The organism is Arthrobacter sp. Soil736 (assembly GCF_001428005.1).
Lineage (GTDB): Bacteria > Actinomycetota > Actinomycetes > Actinomycetales > Micrococcaceae > Arthrobacter.
On record NZ_LMSB01000025.1, the window covers coordinates 19,450 to 43,343 of the forward strand.

Sequence of the window (23,894 nt, forward strand, 5' to 3'; positions counted from 1 at the left end):
TCAACGCCGTGGCCCGAAAGATCGCAATCAGTGCAGTTCCGGGCCTGAGTGGGTGACCAAGGTGTCCGCGCCGCCGGACACGCCACGGATCTGGGGCTGCTCGCCCAAGAAGTCGCCCCCGACAGCAACGACCTGTTGGGGAATTTCCCGCGGGCCTTCAGCCGCATCGGGCTCGTCAACGCCGCCTGGGCCATCAGCACCGCCGCCGGGTTTGAGCGGTTCATGACTGCGTTGGCCAAGACGACGTGAGGTTGTGCCGCTTAGGATTTCGCCGGCAAAGGTGGTGCCGAAGTTCACGACAGTGGACCAGCCGATGATTTTCAGGTCGTATCCTAGCCCTCTCGGTCGATCTGCAGATAGCTGAGTCCGCTCACATCGAGCCAGTAGCTGGTAGGAGTTTCCACGAGGCGCAGGAGGACGCCGTCGCATGATTTGCAGCGCACAACGATTCCGGGGGCATCGGTATAGACAGACGCCTCACCGAAAGCCCGTACGGCGCCGCAGTGCTTGCATCGTCCGATCGCCGCGATGATGTCGATGCGGAACACTTCCCACAGTGCTCCTGCTGCCGCGTTTCCGTCGAGGTGGGGTATTGGATTGCCCGCGATTCCGGCGATGTCCTGATCCTCGAGGCGCGGGTCCTCAGCGCCTGGAGAAGCGGAGCCGTTGTTGCCAGTCACCGGGTTCCTCCCGTTCCGCCGAAGCGTTCGGTCTTGATCGAGGCAGCGGGATAGCCCGATTCCACGAGCCATTCCGCGACCGTTTCGACAAATATTGTCTGACCACAGATGAAGGTGTCGGGGGTGGCGTCCGGCGGCAGGATATTCGCCAGCAGTGTTTCTGCCGTGAGCCGTTTTGGCGCAGTTGGCCAGCCCTGTGGCACGCTGCGTGTGTAGACGTAGTCGACGGTGAGCTTGGGGGATTGCTGGCCCAAGGTGAGCAACTCCTCCCGATAGAACCCCGCCTCGGGTGACTTGAGTGAGTACAGCAGCCGGAACGGTGACGGATTCTCGGACGCCTCATGCGCCCGAATCATGGACATGAGCGGCACGATGCCGGACCCTCCTGCGATCAGCTGAACCGGGTTCGTGTCCGTCGGCCGCCAGACGAACCAGCCGCCCACTGGGCCGCGGATCTCCAGCTGGTCGCCGACCGCCAAGTCCCTGACCAGATAGGGGGAGACCTCCCCGTTGGCCAATTCGTCAACGGTGATCTCAATGATTTCGTCCATGCTGGCCGTCGCCACGGAGTAGGAGCGCACTGCCGTGTAACCGTCGTCTGCCGTAAGTCGGATGTCGATGTGCTGGCCGGCGAGGTTGCCCATCAAGCCGTCCACGCGCAGCCCGATGGTCCTGGAAGTTTCCGTTTCCGGAACGCCGCTGACGACGTCGGCGACGCGCCACAGGGTGCTCATGGGGCCGGCCTCATGAGTACCGCTCTTCACGCCAGGGGTCGCCGTGGATGTGGTACCCGTTGGATTCCCAGAAGCCGGGAAGATCGTCCTGCGTCAGCTCGATGCCGTTGATCCACTTGGCGCTCTTCCAAAAGTACAGATGCGGCACGAGGAGCCGGGCAGGTCCGCCGTGGGCCCGTTCGAGTGGCTCACCGTCGAATTCCCAAGCCACCCATGCCTGGCCGTCGCGAAGGTCCTGTAGCGGGACATTGGTCGTATATCCGCCGTAGGAGTGGGCCGTCGTGTAGTCGGACGTTGTTTCCACATCCTCGAACAAAGTGTCCAGAGATACTCCGCGCCACGAGGTGCCCAGCTTGGACCAACTGGTAACGCAGTGAATATCGGTCCGGATATCAACCTGCGGTAGCGCCATGAATGCGTCCCAGGACCACGCGTGGCGCTCGCCGGCTTCGGTTCTAATGAAGAATTCCCAGTCTGCCGTGGCGACGTAGGGCGCAGGGCCTGCCGTCAGTACGGGAAAGCTGGCCGTCTCGTATTGGCCGGGTGGTAACGCTGGATTGCCGGTCTGCCGTTTTCCGTGAAAACCAGACGAGATAATGCCCATCATGTACCTCCGGTGCGGAGCTCCGCCGCTCGACTGTGATCGGTTCCCCAACGATATGGCAACGGTCAGGCGGGGTCTAGACATTCACCGTTGCCTCAAACGGCTCAACGGCTCAACGGATCCGCCGATCAACAATCAGCCCGATGCGAACGGGATTGTCGGGGAGCCGGTCTCACGGCCGGGCCCCGTAATAGCCGTGCCGACAGATCGCCGCTGCAAGCTTGGCAATTATCCTCGAAGGTATTGACGAAGGCCAGGACGACGAAGTCGACCTTGCCATAGCCGGCTGATTCGATCAGGCCGGCTGCTATGAGTCTGTTCCGGTACTTCGAGACCACGTTGGGCTTGGACTTGATGGCTTGCCCGATCTGAATAGCTGTCGATGGGCCGTCCTGCCCGGCCATGGCATCAAGGAACTCACGGTCTTTGTCGGAGATGTCCGACAGCGCGGACTCGACGACCACTAGGGCGTTGCGTCGCTGCGCGGCTACGACGGCGGTGCGAACGCTGTTTTGGCCCAAGGTCCAGTCGGCCTTATCAGCTTCCATCCAAAGGTAGTAGCCAACGAGCTGAATGAGGAACGGGTAGCCTTCGGTGGCCTCCGCCGCCTCGCTGATCATGTGGGGAGAGACTTCGTGCCTCCTTCGCTGAAAAGTTCCCGGTAGGACGCGGCGACTCCGGCGATGGCCGCCTAGTGAAGGTTGATCCTGTAGGCTCGGCACAGGAAGGTGGCCACCCCTTCGTTGTTTACTGGTGGCCTGGGGGGAGAGGTTGGTTTCGCTTTGTCCGGCTAAAGGTGGTGTGTCCACACCCCTCGTGCGTATTATGCCGTCGCTCATCGGTGACCCTCACCTTGCCTATTTCTGTCGACACGCGTTCATGCAGCCGCGAGGTCTGTGTGACATGACTTTCAGTTTGGTTCTTGGGTCTTTTTTTTGCGGGTCATGGGCAGCCGTTTCATCGGTGAAATTCGGGTTGATGGCGTAGCCGAGCGCCGTGTAGAAAGCCTTGGACGCCTCCAGGTCGCAGACGTGCAGGTTCAAGAAAATGGAGGTAGTCATGGCTCGATCCTGCCGGTGGCTTCGCCGCCTCGTCTCGAGCGGAAATCCTTATTTTGACTTCGGCTAAAGACTTTCCGTCCACAGCGGCAGCGGCACCACGCTGCGGCTGCATCCTGATTCATCCAGGACGTGGCCCAAGCGCTTGAATGTCCGGACTACAGCCTGTCGGGAGATGACCGCACTTCCCGGAGCCCGATCGGCCAGTTCGCGCTCGTAGGCCTGAACTTTTAGGTAGTCACGGACCCACAGGGTAACCAGCAGGTTCTGTGCGCCGAGAACCTGGGCGCTGAGGCGGCAGTTGCTGAGTGCCGCGAAGTAGCGGCCGACGTCGTCAACGTAGTGCGCGGGGACGTTCAGGACCAAGGTGACTTCCCGCAGTCCCTGTTGGGCCGCCGTCGACGTATCGCAGCGCAGCGCTATGTAACCTGTGGCCAGGAACCGTTCCACGCGTCGTCGTGCTGTTTGGGGAGATACGCCGCATGCGGCACCCAGCTCCGCCCAAGTGGCGCGCCCGTCCTTGGCGAGCTCTTCCAACAGTGCCGCATCCAGCCGGTCCGGTGAGTACGCAGGCTGCTCAGGCAGTGGTTCCGCTGACACGAGCCGGGCGCGTGCGGGTTCCAGCGTCCCGCTGCGCCATTCTGATGCCTGCCGGTACAGCTTGGTGACGAAAACAACCTCGCGATGCGTGACGCCGGGCAGCCCCGGGAAGGAACCGGTGACTATATCCATCAGTTCGTCGTGGCTCGACGCAAAGCAGTCCACAAAGAGGTCGTGCGAGCCAGTGACCAGCGAGACGGTGCCGAACGCCGGCTCGGCGCACAGCCGCTCGATGAGCGCCTCACCCTCGCTGGGCAAAGACGACAGGTGGATGAATGCGGACCAGCCGGCACTGAGGTAGCGCTGCCCGGGAGCGGGCGTGATCCATGCCTGGCCTTGCTCGGCTAGGGCGTTCCAGCGCCTTGCCACCGTGGGCCCGGACAGGCCCAAGGCGTCCGCAATCCGGCTCCATTCCGCCCGTGGGTTGATCTGGAGGGCATTCACGATTTCAAGGTCAAGCTCTGAGATCATGGCTGATTCGTTCAATATTTGCTGCCTCAAGTGGGTTTCGAACAATCTCAAAGTCAGTGTAAACGAGGGGCATAGCGTTGTGACTCGCATCACCACCGGCGAATCCGCCCTGGACCAGAAGGAATCATATGGCAAGCAAGACAGCACCTCCTGCGGTGGCGGTCACAACGCGCAGGACCATTGCGGGAGTGATCCTGGCAATGGCACTCATTGAGTCGCTCAGCGGGGTCACACAGGGATACCTGAATCCCATCCTGCCTGCGCTGGGACCCGTCTTCGAGATTGACGACCCCACCATCAACGGCATCTTCCTCATCTCCAACGTCAGCTTCGCCGTCCTCACCCCGATCATTTCAAGGCTCGGCGACAGCTACGGATACCGGCTGGTGCTGCGCTGGTCCACCGGTGTTGTGACGGTCGGCGTGGTCCAGATGGCAATGTGGCCGTCGCTGTGGACGGTGACGGTGGGCGTGGTCATGCTCACCTGCGTGGTGGGCTTCATCCCGCTCATGATGGGAATCCTGCGGGTCAGCACCCCGGCCCACACGCGCACCGGCGTGAGCGTCATGATCGGCATGCTCATGATCATGGTGGGAGCCGGCGGGCTTCTCGCCGGCATCATCGGCGTCACCGACCCGACACTCGGCTTCTGGGTGGCGGTACCGTTCGCCGTGGTCGCCTTCGCCTGCTCGTTTGTACTGCCCGACGCCGGGATCCCGACTCGTGAGGGCATCGCCCTGGCGCCGCTCGCGGCTTGCTCGCTCGGGCTGATTGGTTTTGTTGTGGCGCTCTCGATGGCGCCGGAATGGGGTTGGCTCGACGCCCGGACCCTGGCGGCCGGAATGGCGGGGCTTGCCCTTCTGGCGTACTGGGCCAAGCGGGACTTCAGCGCCACCGGGGGTCGCAGGTTCATGGACCTGCGGATGCTGGCGAATCCGCGGATCCGGTCTATCTCGCTCGCCACATTCTTCTTCGGCTTCGCGTCCATCAGCTACTTCGGTACCAACGGCATTTTCCTGCATTCCAACCCGGATAAGACCGGTTACGGATTTGGCCTTAGCCCGCTGATGATCGCGATTGTCCTTGCGCTGGCCTCGGTTCTTTCCTTGGCTTCCTCACTGCTGACGGCCAAGGCACTCAGAAAGTTCGGCGAACGCGCCACCCTCGTCTTCGCGGGTGTCCTGCTGGCCGGCGGCTTCCTGGTGATGGTGGTTGCCCACGGATCGCTCCCGGGCTACTGCGTCGGCTTCGCCATGTTCAACCTGAGCCTGGGGATGTACCAGGCGGGAACCCGCGCGCTGTCCGTCGAAGGCGTCCCCGTGGAGGAGACCTCGACGGCGGCAGGGCTCAATGAGTTGGCATTGTCCGTCGGCATCGCCGTGGGGGCTGCGGTGGTCAAGCTCATCTCCTCAGCCTCGGCCGAGTCCGGGCACATCACAGAGACCGGACTATTGTCCATCTGGGGCGCCCTGGCAGTGACGGCTTTGATTGCCGCCGCCGCGAGTGCAGGCTATCCCAAGCGCCAAGCTGCCGAGGTGGCGGCATGATCACTGGACTCAACAGCGACAGGCGAGGGGCCGCCGTCGTTCCTGTATCCCGGGGCGACATCGAAACCGCCCTCGAGGCCGCCCTGAAGCGCTGGAAGCCGGAGATTCTGGACCTGAGCCACGCCATCCATGCGGATCCGGAGCTTGGCGGCCACGAGTTCCGTGCCGCCAAGCGGGTGTGCCGTGTACTGCGGATGGCCGGGTTCAGCTTCGATGCCCCGCAGCCTGCGCAGCCCACGGCATTCAGCGCGCGTTTCGGATCCGGCGAGCTTGTGGTGGCACTCTGCGTTGAGTATGACGCGTTGCCCGCCATCGGTCATGCCTGCGGGCACAACGTGAACGCGGCCAGCGCAGTGGGGGCAGCGCTGGCGCTGGCGGCCGTGGCCGATGAACTGGGCCTCACCGTCAAAGTGCTCGGAACGCCCGCGGAAGAGACCACCGGCGGCAAAGTGGACTTGATAGACGAGGGCTTTTTTGACGACGTATCGCTGGCAATGATGGTGCACGCTGCGGCAACGGACGTGGTGGGTGGTTCGTCCCTGGCCATGTGCATGTGGGACGTGCTGTTCGAGGGTCGTTCTGCTCATGCCGCGGCGGCTCCTTCGGAAGGTGTCAATGCCCTCGATGCGCTCGTAGTCGCGCAGACGGCGATTGCCTTGGCGCGGCAGCAACTGCCTGCGGGTTCGATCGTGTCTCTGATCGTGACGGAAGGCGGGAGTGCCGTCAACGTCATCCCAGAGCGTGCCCGGGCCAACATTGAAATGCGGGCCGCATGCATCGAAAACCTCCGGCTGATCCAGGACAAAGTGAGGCGCTGCCTTGAAGCCGGTGCCCATGCGAGCGGCAGCACCCTTCAGGTCACGCCCACGGGCAACGACTACGCAGAACTTCGTCAGGACGTGTTCTTGTCGGAAGCCTACCGGGCTGCGATGACGGCCAAGGGCAGGGACGTTGCGTTCAGCGCCGAGCCGGTGGCCTCCACGGACATGGGAAACGTCTCTCAGCTCGTGCCGAGCATTCACCCGATGGTCGGGTACGACGTGCGGGGCGCCGCGCACCACACCGCAGAGTTCGCCGCCTTTGGTGCTTCGGCGGGTGCGGACAAGGCGGTCCTTGACGGATCGTTCGGCCTGGCCGCGGCAGCATGTGCTGCAGCCATGGACCCGGAGCAAACCAGCCGGCTGCGCCGCCGAACGGAGGTGTAGTAGGGCGTCTCTGGTCCGCCACGCCCAGGCGGACAATGAGTCAGCACAGATCGGCACGTCTGCCGCGGCGAAAAAACCTCAGGTCTCGGACCGGCGCTTGCTTGATCCGCGCCGGACCTCGGACTGGCCCGGAACCGTGAGGGGGTTCGGATCATCAAGCCGGGCGCCCTTTTCCCCGAGTCAACGCGGCCCCTTGAACGTCTGATAGCTCCAGGGATAGCATTGCCGGCACCGGCGTCGATGGCGCACCTGTACAGCGGGGTGCTGGCCAGGGACTTGGGGTGGGGCGTGGCTTGGTTAGACCCGGACGGGAACCGGCTGTGCCTGGCCGAGGGGCCCAGCGGACACTGACGTCGATCAAATCGAGGAGACGGCCATGGGCGGGACAACTGCAGGGGCGTCATCAGCGGAGCTGATGGTCGACCTGATCATCTCCCTGGACGGGTATGCCTCGGCCGAGGGATGGCCCGGCTGGTGAGGTCTGGAGGGGCCGGAATACCTGGCTTGGCTTGAGCAGGAGGGGAGAAGGGCTACACCTTCCTTCTGGGGGCGAACACATATCGGCTGATGTCCAGCATGTCAGAGGAGGCCGCGGCCGGGGGCTCGGGATTCTCCGAGGATGAGGGGACCAGCCTGACCGGCCTTGCCGCCGTGCCCAAGGTCGTCTTCTCCTCCACCCTGCCGGCGCCCCTGACTTGGCCGAACTCGGAGCTGGTCACCGGGGACGCGGTCGAGGCCGTGACGGAGATGAAACGGACCGTGACCGGGCCCTTGAGCACCCTCGGGAGCCTCCGCCTCTGTCGGTCGCTGCTGACCGCTGGCCTCGTGGACAGGTTCCGGGTGGTCGTCTTCCCGGTGATCACCGGCCGCACCGGGCGGGAGCGGATCTACGACGGCTATCCGGACGTCTCGCTCGAGATGGTGGACAGCAGGACCTTCGACCGACGGCTCCAGCTGCTCGAGTACATCCCAACCGTGCTCAGCGGTCCGCCGGGCAGCGGTCCGACGTGAGTCGATCCTGGGGAATCCCTCGATAGGTGGCCCCTGGAGTGGTCCCAAGAAGCTGGATGGGCCCGAGCGCCGAGGGGCCGGAGTGCAAGTTGGGGAACCGGCCGATCCACGGAAATTTCGTGGGGAAAGCCAGGCAGGAGCGCCGAACGAAACTTGCGAGGGCGGCCGGCGCGCAGCGCCCTGGTTGCGCGGAGGGCCCGCTCAGCGACGACGGAGGATCAGAATGACACCTGCGAAGATGCTTCTTGGCTATTTATGACGAAGCAGGAACGAGACAAGCCCCAAACTTTCACAGGCACTGCCCGCTATACAGGGTCATTGAAGCAGGCTTTCAGTCACGACAGTCGGGCCAGATTTGGCCGCTTTCGTCTTGAGTGCAGTTGCCGGAGGTCCATGTCTGCTGAATGGCGGATGGAGTCCACCGCCCCGTTGTCGGGCAACTGATTCCGCTCGACACTTTGACCTGCGTGCCTTCGCGTGAGGTCCCGTTAAGAGCCCGACATGCTGATATCCGCTTCATGTCAGGCAGCTATGGTGACCAGAAATGGTACCGCCGAAACCGGCGCTTCTTCCAGGGCTTCTGCTTGATTCATGGCTCCTCCTGCTCCCGCGTCTTTCGCTTGTTGCCGTCTGCTTCAGCGGTTTGGTTCCGATGGTGTGCTGCTGGGTTAACAATTGCGCCGCTGGATCAAGACTTCCCTGGGTTCTCCATAGCACCAGTGAAGTTTTTGGTCAGGAAGGGGAGGCATTCGGGGAGTAGCGGTCGTACGGCCGAGACTCAGGCTTTGATTTGAAAGCGATGTGCAACACGGGTGTTGTGCCGATTGACAAGACATCGACGTCGACGCTGCAGTCGGTGGTGCGATGAATGTCCGGGCGGTACCGTGAGGGCCAACGCGCAAGCGTCACCGCCGGGGCGGAACGTGCTGCTCCATACTGCGAAGTTTGCTTAGCGGATCACCCGATAGCGCACGTGCGTCACCAGCCGGGTGCCGCTCACTTCCGTCGGTTCAAACTTGAAGTTTTCGACGCCGTCCAGGAGCCGCTCGCCGGCTCCGAGGATGAGCGGTGCGATGTGGAGCCGCAACTCGTCGATCAGCCCTGCCGAAAGGTACTGGCGGACGGTCTCTGCGCCTCCGGCTATGGCGACGTCCTCGCCGGCCGCGGCCTCCCGCGCCTGGGCCAGTGCCGACTCGATCCCGTCGGTCACGAAATTGAACGTCGTGCCGCCCTCCATCTCCACGGGAGGGCGTGGATAATGCGTGAGAACAAACACGGGGGCGTGGTAGGGCGGTTCGTCACCCCACCAGCCGCGCCAGTCCTCATCCCACGCCCCTTGCCCGGGGCCGGCGAACATGTTGCGTCCCATGATGTAGGCGCGCGACGAGAGGATGCCCTCGATCGCCGCCGCGTTGGCCTCGGGTTCTTCGAACATCCACCGGTGCAGGTCCTCTCCGCCCTCGCCCAATGGGTTGGCCAGGCTCTGATTCGGGCCGGCGAGGAATCCGTCGAGGGAAATGGTGAGATCGCAGGTGACGCTGTTCATGAGTTCCTCCTGTGGTGGCGAGGGGTTGTTGAGAGCACGGGTTAATAGCGCCAACCCTAACGGGATTGGACTGCGGCTGGAAGGCACTCATGGGCGACGGTGGTGCGGTCTGCAGGTCCAGTCACCAGCCGCGGGTACGGAAGCGGCTGGGTGTCCAGTAGTTGTCGCCTTTGTGCCGCGTGTAGATGAGGACGTCGACGGCGGTCATAGCCATGGTGAGGCCGCGGCCGCGCGCTGCGAATCGGATTGCCAGCGAACTGGACATCTGGTGCAATGCCGTTGCTTCAGCCCCCGCGCTCGAGCATCTCGAATATGCGCGTGGTCGTGCGCCAGCTGCGCACGGTCATCTCCGGGATATTGAACCGCTCCTCGAGCATGCGCTCGAGCGCGTCCTCGAGCTCCGGCCCGCCCGCGTGATCCGGCGCGAACAGGACGTTGCCGCTCTGGACGTAGGTACGCACGTTCCCATATCCGGCGTCGCGGAAGCACTCAACGAGGTCCGGCATGCGAATCAGGTTGTTGCCGCCCACGTTGATCCCGCGCACCAACGCGACGGACGACGGCATCAACGCCCCCGGCGTTCGGGTGACGGCCGAACTTTCATGGCAGCACGGCGGCGACCGCGCTGATCTCGACGAGCGCCCCGGGCACGCCCAGCCCAGCGACACGCGCCGCAGTCACCAGGGCCGGTTCATCGGATGCGAGTTCCGACGCGATCGCCCCGTACCCCGCTGCGAGGTCGACGCCGTCGACGAAGAGCACCGTCCAGTGCACGACGTCGCCGAGGGTCGCGCCGGCCGCGGCGAGCGCGGTCCTCGCGTTCTCGAGGGCGCGGGCAGACTGCACGGCCACGTCGCCCTCTCCGACGAGTGAGCCGTCGACGGCGACGGCGTTCTGACCGCCGACGTAGATGGTGGTCGCGCCGGGCGGCACGATAGCGACGTGGCTGAAGGCCGGGCTCGAGATGAGCCCCTCGGGGCGGATGCGCTGTATGGATGCCATGCCTGCATGATCTCACTGCCCGCCGACAGAGGGGGCGGCCCAGACGGGAAGAGAAAGCACGGATATCTCCAACGACGTTTTCACCGGAATGGGCGTCAGCCCCGGTGTTGCGAGCTGCACGAAGGCCTCATCGCCACCCTCGGCATCAGGAGATGAGAAATTTGTATCGACTGATCCCAACCGTGACAGCAGAACCGCCACTCAAAGCTGCGATTTAGCCGCCATGTCGGCCAGCAGCCACCCGATTCATGGGACGCGACGCGCCGATTCCCGGAGACAGATCCGAAAGTGTCACCGATGCGTTTCCAACTTGGCCATGATCGCCATGTCTTCGTGTTCGAGGTTGTGACAGCCCGGTCAGCACCAGCCCCAGGGCGAGCTTTACCAGCACCCAGCAGTATCGGAGCAACCCCCATTTGGTGACCAGCCCCAGGATGAGCCCGCTGGCAAGCATCAGGCTCAGCGTCAGCACGGCGGGCGGCACGACCAGCCCGATCGCTGTGTAGCAGGACGCCGCAGTCCGGCCGGCATCAGTGGTCAGGCCGGTGGCTGCCAGAATGAGCAGGTCGGCATCGAGCCCCATCCAGCCGACGCCGCCGGCGATGTGCACGACCAGCACGGCCTGGCGCCCGGTCGGGGTCAGCCGGGGAATCCTAGCCATTTAGCGCCGGCTCCTGTTGGCTTTCGGCGGAGCTGCCCACGTTATGCTGCAGGACTGCCAGCAGTCGCCGCAAGGTGGCAATGTCGGCCTCGTCCAGTCCGGTGCGCAGCCGTTTGTCGAAAGCGGTAACGGTGCCCAGGAGCTGGAAGAACATGGAGTGGCCGGCCTCGGTCAGCTCCACGATGTGCACTCGGCGGTTACGCGGGTCGCGACGGCGGATCAGCAGCCCTGACGATTCCATCGCGTTGAGGTGGTGGGTCAGGGTCGCGCCCTGGATGCCCACCTTTTCAGCGATTTCGCGCTGGTTGGCCGTGGCGTGCTGTTTGAGCGCCATCAGCACCAGCCAGACCGGTCGGGATCCCCCGGCGGACTGCAGCGCAGCATCGAAGGCCCTGCTTGCATCCCGGGCGGCGGCGGTGAGGGTGATACCCAGCGGCTCCTGCGTCGGTTTCATGGTCACAGACTACCAGAACGTTAGACATCTAATCGATTGACATCTAACGGTTCGATTTCTAGCCTTAACGTATTGGCGTCCCGTTGAACGCTTGGTTACGGGAAGGACGGAGTGGTCCGGAGGCTGTAGCCTCCGGCTGGAAGGGAAAGGAATTGATGATGGGCACGATTCAAGAGCAGCTGGACAGCCTCGTGGCAGCAGTATCACGGTCTGAAGCCGACGGGAACGTTGAACAGCTCGACGCGGTGCTGGCACCGGATTTCACCGGGGTGGGACCGTTGGGCTTTGTGCTGCGGCGGGATCAGTGGATGGAACGTTTTGCCAATGGCCTGGTCAACGAAAGCTTTGAGCTGGCCGAGTTGGGGTGGCGCATCCATGACCGGGTCGCAGTGGGGATCGGCATCCAGCACCAGCGGACTACGTATCAGGGCCACCGCAATGACGGGAATTTCAGGGTGTCGCTGATTGCCGTACCGTCCGGTGTTTCCGGGCAGCAGGAGGGCGGCTGGCTCCTGTTGGGAGTGCACCTTAGCCCGATCATGGCGAGGCCACCCCAGACGCAGGGGTAGCTGAGGGTGCGGAACGGGTCGATCAGGATCGGAGGAGCGATCGGGGAGGCCGCAGCATAGAGTCAACACCACGACCTGCCCACCTCACTGAAGGACCTGCCATGACCTCCATCGAATCAGTCACTCTCGAAGTACCTGACCCCACGGTCGCCTCCGCCTTCTACGCTGCCGCCTTCGGATTGGGCACGCGGGTGCGCGTGCGAGCCTCGGATGCCCCGACGACCGGGTTCCGTGGGTTCACGCTGTCGCTCATAGTGTCGCAGCCGTCCACCGTCAGCAGCCTGATCGACACTGCCGTGGAGGCTGGCGCCACGACGCTGAAGCCGGCCGCGAAGTCGCTGTGGGGCTACGGCGGCGTCGTGCAAGCTCCGGATGGCGCGATCTGGAAGGTCGCGACGTCGGCGAAGAAGGACACCGGTCCGGCTACCCGGCAGGTCGACCAGATCGTGCTCCTGATGGCGGCCACGGACGTTGCTGCGAGCAAACGGTTCTACGTCGACCACGGCCTCGCCGTGGGGAAGAGCTTCGGCAAGTACGTCGAGTTCGCCATGCCGTCGAGTCCCGTCAAGCTGGGGCTTTACGGGCGCCGCGCGCTCGCCAAGGACGCCGGCGTCTCTCCCGACGGCACCGGATCGCACCGACTCGCGATCGGCAGCGATGCAGGCCCGTTCACCGATCCGGACGGGTTCGCGTGGGAGGCCGCATCAGTGTGAGCCGGTCGGCGGGCTGACCTCGACGGCGTTATCGCACGAGTGCGGGCCAGCGGCGCCGAGAACGAGGACTCCTCCGGGGCCGACTGTTGCCTATGCGCGTCCTTGATGTCAGGGTCTGCAGTGACGTGCGGGGCGGATGCTCTGCGGTCGGGGACTGCGCTAATGACGCTCCGGGCCGCCGTCGGTGAAGGGAACCAACCGACTGAGACCGTCAAGAATTAGGTTCAGGCCGAAGTCGAACTCATCCCCGAAGTCGTAGCCGGGCTTGAGGACGTGTTCCATGGCAATCTCCACCATGTGTGGGTATTCGCCGGTCGAAAACCGCTGAACGATCGGTGTTGTGATCTCGGCGGCGGTGTCCCTGCCGTCAAACGGCAGGGCGGCTTCCTGGAGGGCGAATCCGTAGATGTAGCTGTCGAGCAGGGCGTAGGCGTGGGCTGTCAGCTGAACCGAAAGGCCCGCTGCCCTCAAGGTGCCCAGGGTTGCTTCGTGGTGGCGCAGGGTCCCTGCGCCCGGGGAGGCGCGGCTTTCGAGCAGCCCGACCGCCCACGGGTGGCGTTTGAGCGCTGCACGCACCCCGTGCGCCCTCCGGTTCATTTCCTCCCGCCACTCGCCGGCGGGGGAGGGCAGCTCTATTTCGCTGAAAACGAGGTCCACGATGCCGTCCAGGATCTCGTCCTTGTTTGCAACGTAGTAGTACAGCGACATGGGCTTGGTTCCCATGCTCTGGGCCAGCGAGCGGATGGTCAGCGCGGCAATTCCCGACTCGTCGGCGAGATCCAGAGCGCACTCGAGCACCTTCTCCCGGCTGAGCGGAAGGCGCTTCCGGGGGAGGGGCGGCGTAGTGGTTGGCACTGGATCTCCTTCGGCCATGGCGGTTTAGTACATTGTACGATACTCTCTTTAGTACAGCGTACGAATGAGTGGGCTGCATACTCCAAATGTTTGAAAGGAACGGCCATGACCTCTGGTCAGCAAGCTAAGGAGACTCCTCGTCCGGGCGGCTCGCCCGCGGCGGAGGTCACGATGCGGGCCATCGTGCAGGAGGCCTACGGCTCCGCCGATGTCCTGCGCATGGCGCAGATTCCCAAGCCGAAGATTGCAGAGGACGAAGTGCTCGTTCGGGTCCACGCAGCAGGGCTGGACCGGGGGACCTGGCATGTGACCACGGGCTTGCCCTACGCGCTACGTCTGGCCTACGGCATCCGCGTCCCCAAAAACCCTGTGCCGGGGCTGGACTTGGCCGGCACCGTCACGGCTGTCGGAGCGGCAGTCACCCGGTTCACAGCCGGGGACCAAGTCTTCGGCGTCGGGAAGGGCTCCTTCGCTGAGTACGCCACGGCCCGCGAAAGCCAGCTCGCCCGCAAACCGGCGAACATCAGTTTCGAACAGGCCTCGGTAGTTCCGGTTTCCGGCTGCACTGCCCTGCAAGCGCTCCGCGCTGCCGGCCGAGTAACACCGGGGCAGAAGGTGCTGATCCTTGGGGCCTCGGGTGGAGTCGGCAGCTACGCCGTGCAGCTCGCCAAGGCCGCAGGGGCCGTGGTCACCGGCGTCTGCAGTGCAGCCAAGGTTGACCTGGTGCGCTCCCTTGGCGCCGATCAGGTCATCGACTACTCCAAGCAGGACTTCGCCGACGGCACTGAGCACTACGACCTGATCGTGGATATCGCAGGGAACCCCACCCTGTCGCGCCTCCGCCGGGCGCTCACCCCTACCGGCACGGCCGTCATAACCGGCGGCGAGGAAGGTGGGTCCTGGACGGGCAGTATGGACAGGCAATTCCGGGCCCTGGCACTGTCCCCGTTCATCCGTCAGAGGCTGACCATGGTCATTGGAGCGGAGGGCTCAGCGGACCTCGAACACCTCGCCGGACTCCTGGAAAAGGGAACCCTTGTCCCTGCCATCGACCGTATCTATCCGCTGGAACGGGTTCCCGACGCAATGCGCTACTTCGACGCCGGCAAGGCCCGCGGGAAAATCGCGATCACCATCTGAGCACGCGCGCCCAACGCCCGGTTGCAGCAGAGCGCTCCTGCCCGGGTGGTCACAGTCTCCTCCAACGCCCATGCCCTGGGCCGGATCGACTTCGATGACCTACAAGGCGAACGCTCCTATTCCGGCGCCCGCGCCCACATTCGCTGAACAACCTTGTCCGGACACGCCACTAAGGCATCGGCGTGGCCCCTGCCAACTGAAACAGTAATCATCATCTGGCCAGGCAATGGTTCCCTGCCGGACGGGGCCACGCTGTCGCGGCGCATTCACGACTTGATGCCCGGCGGTGAGGGCCTGCGGGAGGGCGGCAAACTTCGTCCGGCTGCCGGTCCACGGGCACGGGTGTCTAGGTGGCATCATCCATTGTGTCGGATACGAGTAGAAGGGACACTGCGGGGATGAGCATCCGGCAGCCAGAGGCCTTTTCGTGGGCCCAGGTTTGCGCCCGGCGCTTGGAGCGGAACGGGCTTGTCCCGCCCGCCGGGCACGGCCGCCCGGCGGAAATCGTCATGGCCATGTGCGGGGCGCACGCCCAGGTCTTCTCCGCCGCGGAGCTGTCCGTCGGGATACGTTCGCTGAGCCTGTCGCAGGAGGAGGTCCGACGCGCCGTGTGGGAAGAGCGAAGCCTGGTTAAGACTTACGGGCCCCGCGGCACCGTGCACCTGCTACCGGCCGAAGACCTACCCCTCTGGACAGCGGCTCTGGGCGCAATTCCTGCCCCTGCAGCGATCCGGCATCGATTTCTGACTCCCGAGCAGACGGACGACGTCATTTTAGCGATAGCCGATGCGCTCCGGGCGGCTGAGCTGACCGCGGCAGAACTCGGCGACGCCATCGTCGCACGAACGGGGGCGTGGGCGAGTGAGCCGGTCATGCCCGCGTTCAACGGGATGTGGCCGCGTTGGCGCGCAGCGCTGGCGCAGGCAGCATTCGGCCCTCGCATGGTTGGTGCGCGCCTACCTCTTCTCATACGGACCCGGGACTCCGGCGCACTTCGCGCGGTGGCTCTCCGCGGACCGGCACTGGGCCACAGAGCTGTTCGACTCCCTGTCCGGCGAGCTGGGGCCGGCAACGATCGACGGAGGCCCGGCCTGGATAGTCGCAGGGGATGTCCGGAAGGCTTCGAGGGACCCGTCCTGCGTCCGGCTGCTTCCGTACTTCGACGCCTTCATCGTGGGCTCCCAACCCCGCGATCGGCTCTTCGCCGGGGAGGCCACCCGCCGGGGGCTGTCCAGGGGACAGGCCGGAAATTTTCCGGTCGTGCTGATTGACGGCGTGGTCGGCGGGCTGTGGCACCAAGTTCGGTCCGGGCGCAGAGTCGAAATCACGGCAGAACTATTCCGGCCCCTGACAACGCCACAGCAGGACGAACTGAGGGCCCAGGCCGAACGCATCGGAGACTTCCTCCGAGCCGAACCGAGCCTGGTCATCGGACCGGTTCGAGCACGCGCCCACGCCTGAGACGCAGGCCGGGGCCGCGGAGCAGTGCAATCTTGATGATCGGAGTGGGAGTTAGCAGGTTCAGGGTCGTAGGAGGCTGCGGGCGGCTTCGGTGATGTGGCGGGCGGAGATGCCGGCGGCGTCGAGCAGTTCCTGGGGTTTGCCGGAGGTGGGGAGTGCTTTGACGGCTAGCAAGACGGCGTGGAGTTCGGGGGTGTCCGTGCCCGCGAGGGCTTCGAGGACGGCGGAGCCGATGCCGCCTTCGGGGTAGTGGTCCTCGGCGACGACGATCCTGCCCCCGGTCGCCTGGCAGGTCCGGCGCAGGGTGTCCGCGTCAATAGGTTTGATGGAGTAGAGGTCGATGACGCGGGCGTTGATCCCGTCTTCGGCGAGTTGATCCGCGGCGGTGAGGCATTCGTGCAGGGTCACCCCGGCGCCGATAAGTGTCACGGCGTCGTTGGGTCCGGCGTGGTGGACTTTGCAGCCGCCGAGCGGGAATTTTTCGTCGGGCCCGTAGATGACCGGGTAGGCGCCGCGGGTGGCGCGAAGGTAGGAGATTCCCGGGGTGTCGGCCATGGTCTTCACGAGTTGGGCGGTGGAGGGGGCATCGGCCGGGTAGAGCACTCTGGAGGTGTGCACGGCCCGCATGGCGGCGATGTCCTCCAGCGCCATTTGCGAGGGGCCGTCCTGGCCGATTTCGACACCGGCATGTGTGCCGACGAGCCGGATGCTGACCTGGGAGACTCCTGCCATCCGGATGAAGTCGAGGGGCCGGGAGATCAGGAAAGCCGCGAAACTCGCGGCGAACGCGATGTAGCCGCGGACCGAGAGCCCGATCGCGGAGGCGATGAGTTGCTGTTCAGCGATGAACATTTCGAAGTATCGTTCCGGGGCCGCGTCTTGGAATTCGCCGGCGTGGGTCGAGTTTCCGACTTCGCCGTCCAGAACAACGATTTCGGGGCGGGCGGCCAGCGCGGACACGGCGGCGCCGAAGGCGGCCCGGGTCGCCACCTCCTCACCCACCTCCCATCGGGGCAGGCTGACGGCAGCCCGCGGATTGGGAGTGACCGCAGGCGTGCCCGGTTCGGGGCGGGCCGTGGTGATCCGCAGGTTACCGGGGCCGCCGAGGGCTGCCACGGCGCGTTCGGCCATGTCCTTCGGGAGCGCTTTGCCGTGCCAGCCGTTCTGGTCTTCGATCTCGGGAACGCCTTTGCCTTTGATGGTTTTGGCGAGAATGACCGTTGGCTGTTCGGCGTGGGAGCATGCGCGGGTGAGCGCGTCGTCGATGGCGGTAAGGTCATGGCCGTCGATGACGAGGGGATGGGCGCCGAAAGCCTCTACCCGCCGGGCGTAGCGGTCCATGTCCCATTGGAGTTCGGTGGGGCCGTCCTGGCCCAGGCGGTTGACGTCCACGATGGCGGTGAGGTTGCCCAGCTTGTAGTACGCGGCCTTGTCCAGGGCTTCCCACATGGATCCTTCGGCCAGTTCGCTGTCCCCGCACAGGACCCAGGTCCGGTAGGGCAGCCGGTCCAGATACCGGCCGGCCAGTGCCACCCCGACCGCGTCCGGCAGGCCTTGGCCCAATGAGCCTGTCGCCACATTGACCCAGGGCAGGACCGGTGTGGGGTGGCCTTGCAGCCGGCCGCCGAACTGCCGGTAGGTATGGATCAGTTCGTCCTCCTCGACTACGCCGACCGCCCGGTACATGGAGTACAGCAGCGGGGAGGCATGGCCCTTGGAAAAAATGAGGTGGTCGTTGGTCGTCAGCGACGGCTCGTCCCAGTCGTAGCGGAGGTGCCGTTCGAGCAGGACCGCCATGAGGTCTGCTGCCGACAATGATGAGGTGGGATGGCCGGAACCGGCCTGTGTGCTGCACCGGATGGAGTCCACCCGCAGTTGCGCCGCCAGGCGTACGATGAGCCCGGCCTGTGCGGCCGTCATGGGTGCCGCGGCCAGTTCCTGATGTTCGGTCATCGCAATCACCTTTCGCCCGTTCAAATGGTCCCCGTCTCGGGGACGCCTGATACCTGTCTTACCCGGAAGCCGGTTCCTGCGGAAGACGCGAGCGGTGCCCCAAGCACCGGCGGGCAGGCGGCGGTGTCTGTGCCCCCGGTCAGGCGGCGCCGGACCAGGGGAGTCTGGTTGCGTCCCCGCGGAGTGCCCTGTTCCGGGTGGCAGTTTCACCTGCCGGCACTGACCTGTATGCCTGGGCAGGCTGCCCGGACTCGGAATGCGGCGGTGCAGGGTTCGATCGGTCGGCCGGGCAAAGGTCGGCTATGTGTCCCATGCCGGCGTACTCACGCACCGCGGCAATGCCCGCCACAGCTGCGGACTTGTCGTCAAAAGCCCTGGAAACGGCCATCACCGTTCCGTCGGGTGCTGTGAGCCGGAATCTGACATACGACTGCGCGTCAACGAACAGTTCAAACAAGCCTGCCATACGTGTCCTCCCGTTCTGCGGCTCCTGCCCAGGCGGCGACGTCGCCGCCGGACCCCTGGTTAAGCCGATAAACCCCCAGTAGATCGATTCATCAAGTGCTCAACAGCTTGCCGCAGGCAACCAGTCTCGCGCAAGGGTGGGCGGACACTTCACAGGCAAATCCATGGAAGTTCACAGCGATGGCGCGGCTTTGCCCGCGCTCGTCAGATCCGCGCCGCCCGCGTTTGACGGGAATTACATGGCGTAGGCTCGGGCGCCGTCGACCCAGGTCTCCAGGACGGCGATCCTGGAGATGTCCCCTGCCGCCACGGCCAGTGGATCGGCGCTGAGGACCACAAAGTCCGCGCGCTTGCCGGGGGTGATGCTGCCAAGCTCGTCCTCGCGGCCCAGGGCCCGGGCTCCGTTGATCGTGTGGGCGGCTAAGGCCTGTTCCGGCGTGATCCGCAGATTATCCGCCCCGAGCCGGTGGCCCTGCCGGGTCACCCGGGTCACCGCCGCCTGGATGGCCTCGAGTGGCTTGGGCTCGGCCACGGGCGCGTCGGAGCTGAGCGTGACCGGCACGCCGGCAGCCACGAACTCGCCCAGCGGGTTGAAGCGTTCCCCGGGGGTGCCGATCGCCTCGGTCACGCCTTCGCCCCAGTTGAAGTAGTGCTGCGGCTGGTTGACGGGGTAGACGCCCAGCTGCTTCATCCGCACAATCTGCTCCGGGCTGGGCAGGCCGCAGTGCTCGATCCGGTGCCGGGCTTCCGTGGGGAAGGCCGCCTGCGCGGCTTCGATCGCATCGAGAACCATGCCGATTGCGGTGGGGGATTGCGCGTGCGTCGCGGTCTGGAGGCCCACGGAATGCGCCCGGGTGATCAGTTCGGTGTACTCGCCCGGCTCATGGTAGAGCTGCCCGGTGCGGCACGGGTCGCCCACATACCCGTCGGGGAAATACGCCGTCCAGCCGCCAAGCGTTCCGTCGGCGTAGAATTTGATGCCGCCCACGGCCAGGTGGGAGTTGCCGAAGGCACCATGGATGCCGATCTCGATGGTCTGTTCGAGCAGGTTGGACAGCAGGTACATGCTGACCCGGGTCTTGAGCTCGTTCCGGGCGGACAGGCGCAGGTACATGTCCAGCTCGCGCCGGGTCACCTGGCAGTCGCCGATGCTCGTGACTCCGCCCTGCAGGAACTTCTCCTGGGCGGCGCGCAGCTGGCGCAGGTGCTCCTCAGGCTCATCCTCGAGGTGGAAGTTCGGGCCGTGGTGGCCCACCTTGACGCCGTCGACGCCCGTCAAAATGTTGCAGGCAGCATCCGAGAGCTCACCCGTGAGTTCGCCGTCGGCGTCCCGGAAGAACTCGCCGCCCGCAGGGTTGGGGGTGTCCCGGTCCACGCCATGCAGGGCGAGCGTGTAGCTATTCACGACGCCGCCGTGCCCACTGGCGTTCATGAGATAGACCTCGCGGTCCGTGGCGACCTGATCCAGTTCCTCCTTGCGCGGGTGCCGGCCCTCCGCCAGATTTCTGTGCTCGTAGCCGTAGCCGCGCACGGGGGCAGTGCCGGGCAGACGCTGAGCGGCCTCGCTCAGCAAAGCCACGATCTCGGGGATGTTCGCGGCCTTCGCGGGGCCGCAGTCCACCCAGCTCATCATTTGCCCGTACATGAGCGGGTGGGCGTGCGGGTCGATGAAGCCCGGAACCACCACCTTCCCCGACAGGCTCACTACTGCGGGTTCGGCCGGGCACAGCCGGCGGGCCTCTGCACGACACTCCGCCTCGGTGCCGACCGCGGCCACATGCGAGCCGCGGACCAGGAACGCCTCGGCGCTGCCCAGCTTCGGATCCATCGTGCGGACCGTGGCGCCCGTGAAAATGGTGCTGACGGCATCCAGCGGGGATGCTTCCAGATGGTGAAGCTTTCGCATGTCGTAGACCTCGCTTTGTAGGGGTGGCTGAGGCTAGCGGCGGACGCCGGCTGGCATGTCAGGGGCGGTAGCGACGATGACGCTGACGCCGTCGTGCTCGTAACTTTCCTTCAGGGCCCGGCCGAAGGCCTCGGGGTCCTCGACCCGCGAGGAGCGGGCGCCGAAGCCCTCGGCGATCCTGACGTGGTCGACGGCGGTGACCTCCGTATCGACCCGGGTCGCGTGGGCTCGGTCGAAGGAGTCCCGGATTTCGCCGTAGCCGGCGTTGTCCCACAGGACCACGGTCAGCTGGGATCTGCGGTCCACGGCGCTGGCCAGTTCAGTCAGTGTGAAGAGGGAGCCGCCGTCGCCGGCTATGGCGAGGACGTGCTTGTCGGGCGCCGCGATCCGGGCACCGACGGCCATCGGGATGGCCGCGCCCAAGGTGCCCAGGCCGTAGCTGGCGATCCAGGTGCCGGGGGTGGAATGCGGAACGTACTGTTGCGCCGTGTAGGCCAGCTGGGTGGAGTCCAGCACGGTGATGGTGTCCTGCGGTGTTGCCGCGGCCAAGGCGTCCAGCCAGGGCATGTGCGCCCGGGAGGCCTCAGTCCATTGGATCGCCGAGCGCATGGCGGCGGCCCTCGCGGCGCCGTCGTGGGCGGCGGGCGGCAGATCCGCCGTCGCGTCGAGCAGCGCGGCCACTACGGTCTCGGCGCGCCCGACCAGGCCCACGGTGGCGGTGAAGGGGGCGTCGAGCTGGGCGGGGTCCACGTCGATGCGGATGATGCGGCCCCCGATTCGGACGGGGCTGCCGGTGTAGATGGTCTCGGTCTCGGAGAATTCGGTGCCGATGGCCACGACGACGTCGGCTTCGCGCAGTTCAGCCTGCGTTCCGGTGAAGGGCAGCGTGTTGGAGGCGGATAGTGGGTGCCCTTCGGGGATGATGCCCTTGGCGTTGGTCGTGGCGACGACCGGGGCGTCGAATCGTTCGGCCAGACGGATCAGTTGGTCCGCGGCCAGCAGGGCGCCGCCGCCGGCGAGGATGACCGGGCGCGAGGCGGTGCGCAGCAGCCCGGCCGCCTCGCGGATTTGGGCCGGAGTCCAGCCCGGCGCCGGAGCGGGCAGGAGCACGGGCGCGATCGTCCCGACCTCCTTGGCCAGGATGTCGATGGGGATCGCGATGTGCGCCGGCCGCGGCCGTCCGGTCCGGAAGCCCTGCCAGATTTCGGCCAGCACCTGGGCGTATTGCTCAGGATCCGTCACTGTCACGGAGGGCGATGTCAGCTTGCCCACGAGCCCGGCCTGGTCCGGGATGTCATGCAGGGGGCCCCGATTCCGGCCCAGCAGCGCCGTCTCGGTCGTGGAGGCGAGCACCAGCATCGGCACGGAATCGTGCCAGGCCTGAGCCATCGGGGTCAGGGCGTTAAGCACCCCGGGGCCGGAGATGAGGAGGCAGACACCGGGCTTGCCGCTGACGCGGGCGTAGCCGTCCGCCATGAAACCGGATCCCTGCTCGTGCCTGGCCGGGATGGAGCTGATTCCGGTCTCGTCGAGCCCGCGGTACAGCTCGATCGTATGGACCCCGGGGATCCCGAAGACCGTGTCGACGCCGTAGTGCTCAAGGAGTTTGACTGCTGCCTGTCCGAATTTCATGTCGCTTTCTCCGGGGTCAGAGTGGTGGTTCAGGGGGCGTGTTTGGGCGCGCAGAAGCTGCCTCGCGGCCTTGCGGCCAGCGACGGGGAAGGGTTCGACCCCCCGCGCCCGTCCGGGATGGCTAGTGGACGTGGCTGAGGAACTTCCTGGTCCGCTCGTGTTGCGGGTTGCCGAAGAACTGTTCCGGAGCCGACTGCTCGATGATGTAGCCGCCGTCGAACATGAGCACCTCGGAAGCGACGCGCTGGGCGAACTTGACCTCGTGCGTCACCACGACCATCGTCATGCCCTCGCGGGCCAGGCTCTCCATTACCTCCAGGACCTCGCCTACCAGCTCGGGGTCCAGGGCCGACGTCGGCTCATCGAAGAGCAGGACCTTCGGGTTCATGACCAAGGCCCGGGCAATCGCAACGCGCTGCTGCTGTCCGCCGGAGAGTTCGGAGGGAAAGGCGTGCGCCCGGTTGGCCAGGCCCACGCGGGCCAGCATTTCGTGCGCGGTCTTTTCGGCTTCCTTTTTGTGCGTCTTGCGGACGGTGGTCATGCCGACCATCACGTTGTGCAGCGCGTTCAGATGCGGGAACAGGTTGAACTTCTGGAACACCATGCCGATGTCGGCGCGTTGGTGCGCCATGGCGCGTTCGGAGAGCGGCACAAAATGACCCTTGCGTTCCGCCACTCCGATGCGCTTGGACTCCAGATAGATCTCGCCATCATCGGCGGTCTCGAGCAGCGCCATCAGGCGGAGCATGGTGGACTTGCCGGAGCCGGAGGGGCCCAGGACGGCCTTGACCTGGCCGCGCTGGATCTCGAAATCGACGCCCTTGAGGACGGGGTTGTGGCCGTAGCTTTTCTGCAGGTTCTTGACCCGCAGGATTGGCTGCTCAGTCGAGTCACTCACAATATGACCTCTTCCTTCCCCGGGCGCGTCCGGACTACTTTGGCCGCCTTGGTGGTCCAGCGGAATTTCCGCTCGAAGTAGCTCTGCAGGACCATCAGGACGGAGACGATGACGAGATAGTAGATGATGGCGGCCGCGTAGTATTCGGCGTAGCGGAACGTCACCGAGACGCCCACCTGCGCCGTGGTGAGCAGCTCTCGCAGCGAGATGACACTGGCCAGGGAGGTGTACTTGACCAGGCCGATGAACTCGTTGCCCGTGGGCGGGATCGCGATGCGGGTGGCCTGGGGAATGATGACTTTGACCATGACCTGGCTCGGCGTCATACCCAGGGCCCGGGCGGCGAGGGGCTGCCCCTCATCCACGCTCAGCAGTGCCGAGCGCAGAATCTCCGCCATGTACGCGCCCTCGACGACGGACAGCGCGATGAGTGCCGCCAGGAACGGTGTGTACCAGCTTTCTGTCAGAGCCGGAATCAGCTGCGGGCCCGCATTCCAGACGATCAGCAGCACCAGCAGGGTGGGAATTGCCCGGAAGAACCAGACGTAGGAGCCGGAGACGGCCCGTGCCGTCTTCTTCCTGCTGATGCGGCCGACAGCGACGGCGAAGCCGATCAGGATGGCAAGGACCTGGGAGAGCGCAGCCAGCCCCAGGGCGATGCCTGCGCCCTGCACGTACTCCAGGGAAAAGAGTTGCTGCCAGAATATGGCTGGATCAAACTGCATGGCG

General features: G+C 65.3%; 24 protein-coding genes and 3 pseudogenes. 8 read left to right on the plus strand and 19 right to left on the minus strand.

Features of this window, described 5'->3' with window-relative positions; all coding sequences use genetic code 11:
- Positions 1–48 precede the first annotated feature (48 nt).
- A complete protein-coding gene (locus ASG92_RS15115; protein WP_056629812.1) occupies positions 49–249 on the plus strand; it encodes a glycoside hydrolase family 15 protein in 201 nt (66 codons plus the stop codon).
- Between the two features lie 83 nt (positions 250–332).
- On the opposite strand, the gene ASG92_RS15120 is transcribed toward ASG92_RS15115, so the two are convergent.
- The 6 genes and pseudogenes from ASG92_RS15120 to ASG92_RS15145 form a co-directional block, all read right to left on the minus strand.
- The gene (locus tag ASG92_RS15120) at positions 333–680 is read right to left on the minus strand and encodes a DUF6510 family protein (RefSeq protein ID WP_240987151.1); all 348 of its coding nucleotides are present in this window, start codon (positions 678–680) and stop codon (positions 333–335) included.
- Positions 677–1,414 (minus strand): ferredoxin reductase, encoded by a 738-nt coding sequence (locus ASG92_RS15125; protein WP_056629815.1) that lies wholly within the window; start codon positions 1,412–1,414, stop codon positions 677–679. The genes ASG92_RS15120 and ASG92_RS15125 overlap by 4 nt, the downstream gene beginning before the upstream one ends.
- A 10-nt stretch (positions 1,415–1,424) precedes the next feature.
- Positions 1,425–2,018, minus strand: coding sequence for a molybdopterin-dependent oxidoreductase (locus ASG92_RS15130; protein ID WP_056629818.1), 594 nt, complete (start codon positions 2,016–2,018; stop codon positions 1,425–1,427).
- Positions 2,019–2,146: 128 nt separating this feature from the next.
- The gene (locus ASG92_RS15135; RefSeq protein ID WP_056629821.1) at positions 2,147–2,638 is read right to left on the minus strand and encodes a hypothetical protein; all 492 of its coding nucleotides are present in this window, start codon (positions 2,636–2,638) and stop codon (positions 2,147–2,149) included.
- Between the two features lie 327 nt (positions 2,639–2,965).
- Positions 2,966–3,079, minus strand: a pseudogene (locus ASG92_RS27415) (glyoxalase); the annotation flags it as partial.
- A gap of 63 nt (positions 3,080–3,142) precedes the next feature.
- On the minus strand, positions 3,143–4,147 hold the full coding sequence (locus ASG92_RS15145) for an Lrp/AsnC family transcriptional regulator (protein ID WP_056629827.1): 1,005 nt from the start codon (positions 4,145–4,147) through the stop codon (positions 3,143–3,145).
- Positions 4,148–4,275: 128 nt separating this feature from the next.
- On the opposite strand from ASG92_RS15145, the gene ASG92_RS15150 reads away from it, so the two are divergent.
- The 3 genes and pseudogenes from ASG92_RS15150 (at position 4,276) to ASG92_RS15160 (ending at position 7,910) form a co-directional block, all read left to right on the plus strand.
- Positions 4,276–5,694, plus strand: a complete 1,419-nt coding sequence (locus ASG92_RS15150) for an MFS transporter (RefSeq protein WP_056629828.1) — start codon at positions 4,276–4,278, stop codon at positions 5,692–5,694.
- On the plus strand, positions 5,691–6,899 hold the full coding sequence (locus tag ASG92_RS15155) for a M20 family metallopeptidase (RefSeq protein WP_056629831.1): 1,209 nt from the start codon (positions 5,691–5,693) through the stop codon (positions 6,897–6,899). Before ASG92_RS15150 ends, ASG92_RS15155 begins: the two co-directional genes overlap by 4 nt.
- Positions 6,900–7,275: 376 nt before the next feature.
- A pseudogene (locus tag ASG92_RS15160) lies at positions 7,276–7,910 on the plus strand (dihydrofolate reductase family protein).
- Between the two features lie 949 nt (positions 7,911–8,859).
- On the opposite strand, the gene ASG92_RS15165 reads toward ASG92_RS15160, so the two are convergent.
- The 6 genes from ASG92_RS15165 to ASG92_RS15185 form a co-directional block, all read right to left on the minus strand.
- Positions 8,860–9,456: a dihydrofolate reductase family protein gene (locus ASG92_RS15165; protein ID WP_056629834.1), complete on the minus strand. Its 597-nt coding sequence runs from the start codon at positions 9,454–9,456 to the stop codon at positions 8,860–8,862.
- 121 nt (positions 9,457–9,577) lie between these two features.
- Positions 9,578–9,730: a hypothetical protein gene (locus ASG92_RS28355; RefSeq protein WP_157372235.1), complete on the minus strand. Its 153-nt coding sequence runs from the start codon at positions 9,728–9,730 to the stop codon at positions 9,578–9,580.
- Positions 9,731–9,740: 10 nt separating this feature from the next.
- A complete protein-coding gene (locus ASG92_RS15170) occupies positions 9,741–10,022 on the minus strand; it encodes a DUF1697 domain-containing protein (protein ID WP_056629837.1) in 282 nt (93 codons plus the stop codon).
- A 34-nt stretch (positions 10,023–10,056) separates the two neighbouring features.
- On the minus strand, positions 10,057–10,458 hold the full coding sequence (locus ASG92_RS15175) for a RidA family protein (RefSeq protein ID WP_056629839.1): 402 nt from the start codon (positions 10,456–10,458) through the stop codon (positions 10,057–10,059).
- Positions 10,459–10,672: 214 nt separating this feature from the next.
- On the minus strand, positions 10,673–11,119 hold the full coding sequence (locus tag ASG92_RS15180) for a hypothetical protein (RefSeq protein ID WP_056629842.1): 447 nt from the start codon (positions 11,117–11,119) through the stop codon (positions 10,673–10,675).
- On the minus strand, positions 11,112–11,573 hold the full coding sequence (locus ASG92_RS15185) for a MarR family winged helix-turn-helix transcriptional regulator (protein ID WP_056629845.1): 462 nt from the start codon (positions 11,571–11,573) through the stop codon (positions 11,112–11,114). Before ASG92_RS15185 ends, ASG92_RS15180 begins: the two co-directional genes overlap by 8 nt.
- Positions 11,574–11,731: 158 nt before the next feature.
- Here ASG92_RS15185 and ASG92_RS15190 point away from each other — a divergent pair, with 158 nt between their 5' ends.
- Together ASG92_RS15190 and ASG92_RS15195 are read left to right on the plus strand one after the other, a co-directional pair.
- Positions 11,732–12,142: a nuclear transport factor 2 family protein gene (locus ASG92_RS15190; RefSeq protein WP_162256324.1), complete on the plus strand. Its 411-nt coding sequence runs from the start codon at positions 11,732–11,734 to the stop codon at positions 12,140–12,142.
- Positions 12,143–12,243: 101 nt separating this feature from the next.
- On the plus strand, positions 12,244–12,855 hold the full coding sequence (locus tag ASG92_RS15195; RefSeq protein ID WP_056629850.1) for a hypothetical protein: 612 nt from the start codon (positions 12,244–12,246) through the stop codon (positions 12,853–12,855).
- A 159-nt stretch (positions 12,856–13,014) separates the two neighbouring features.
- On the opposite strand, the gene ASG92_RS15200 is transcribed toward ASG92_RS15195, so the two are convergent.
- Positions 13,015–13,710 (minus strand): TetR/AcrR family transcriptional regulator C-terminal domain-containing protein, encoded by a 696-nt coding sequence (locus ASG92_RS15200; RefSeq protein WP_240987152.1) that lies wholly within the window; start codon positions 13,708–13,710, stop codon positions 13,015–13,017.
- A gap of 105 nt (positions 13,711–13,815) precedes the next feature.
- Here ASG92_RS15200 and ASG92_RS15205 point away from each other — a divergent pair, with 105 nt between their 5' ends.
- Both ASG92_RS15205 and ASG92_RS30455 read left to right on the plus strand, forming a co-directional pair.
- Positions 13,816–14,850 carry an NAD(P)-dependent alcohol dehydrogenase gene (locus ASG92_RS15205; RefSeq protein ID WP_200951985.1) on the plus strand — a complete coding sequence of 345 codons (1,035 nt, stop codon included), beginning with the start codon at positions 13,816–13,818 and terminating at the stop codon, positions 14,848–14,850.
- Positions 14,851–15,365: 515 nt separating this feature from the next.
- Positions 15,366–16,311 (plus strand): annotated as a pseudogene (locus tag ASG92_RS30455) (winged helix DNA-binding domain-containing protein).
- Positions 16,312–16,371: 60 nt separating this feature from the next.
- Here the strand turns inward: ASG92_RS30455 and ASG92_RS15215 are convergent.
- The 6 genes from ASG92_RS15215 to ASG92_RS15240 form a co-directional block, all read right to left on the minus strand.
- A complete protein-coding gene (locus tag ASG92_RS15215; RefSeq protein WP_157372236.1) occupies positions 16,372–18,264 on the minus strand; it encodes a transketolase in 1,893 nt (630 codons plus the stop codon).
- Positions 18,265–18,403: 139 nt separating this feature from the next.
- A complete protein-coding gene (locus ASG92_RS15220) occupies positions 18,404–18,730 on the minus strand; it encodes a DUF1508 domain-containing protein (protein ID WP_056629861.1) in 327 nt (108 codons plus the stop codon).
- Positions 18,731–18,964: 234 nt separating this feature from the next.
- Positions 18,965–20,635 (minus strand): amidohydrolase, encoded by a 1,671-nt coding sequence (locus ASG92_RS15225; protein ID WP_056629866.1) that lies wholly within the window; start codon positions 20,633–20,635, stop codon positions 18,965–18,967.
- 33 nt (positions 20,636–20,668) lie between these two features.
- A complete protein-coding gene (locus ASG92_RS15230; RefSeq protein WP_056629870.1) occupies positions 20,669–22,267 on the minus strand; it encodes a 5-guanidino-2-oxopentanoate decarboxylase in 1,599 nt (532 codons plus the stop codon).
- A gap of 121 nt (positions 22,268–22,388) precedes the next feature.
- Positions 22,389–23,165 carry an amino acid ABC transporter ATP-binding protein gene (locus tag ASG92_RS15235; protein ID WP_056629872.1) on the minus strand — a complete coding sequence of 259 codons (777 nt, stop codon included), beginning with the start codon at positions 23,163–23,165 and terminating at the stop codon, positions 22,389–22,391.
- Positions 23,162–23,890: an amino acid ABC transporter permease gene (locus ASG92_RS15240; RefSeq protein WP_056629875.1), complete on the minus strand. Its 729-nt coding sequence runs from the start codon at positions 23,888–23,890 to the stop codon at positions 23,162–23,164. Before ASG92_RS15240 ends, ASG92_RS15235 begins: the two co-directional genes overlap by 4 nt.
- Between the last annotated feature and the right edge of the window lie 4 nt (positions 23,891–23,894).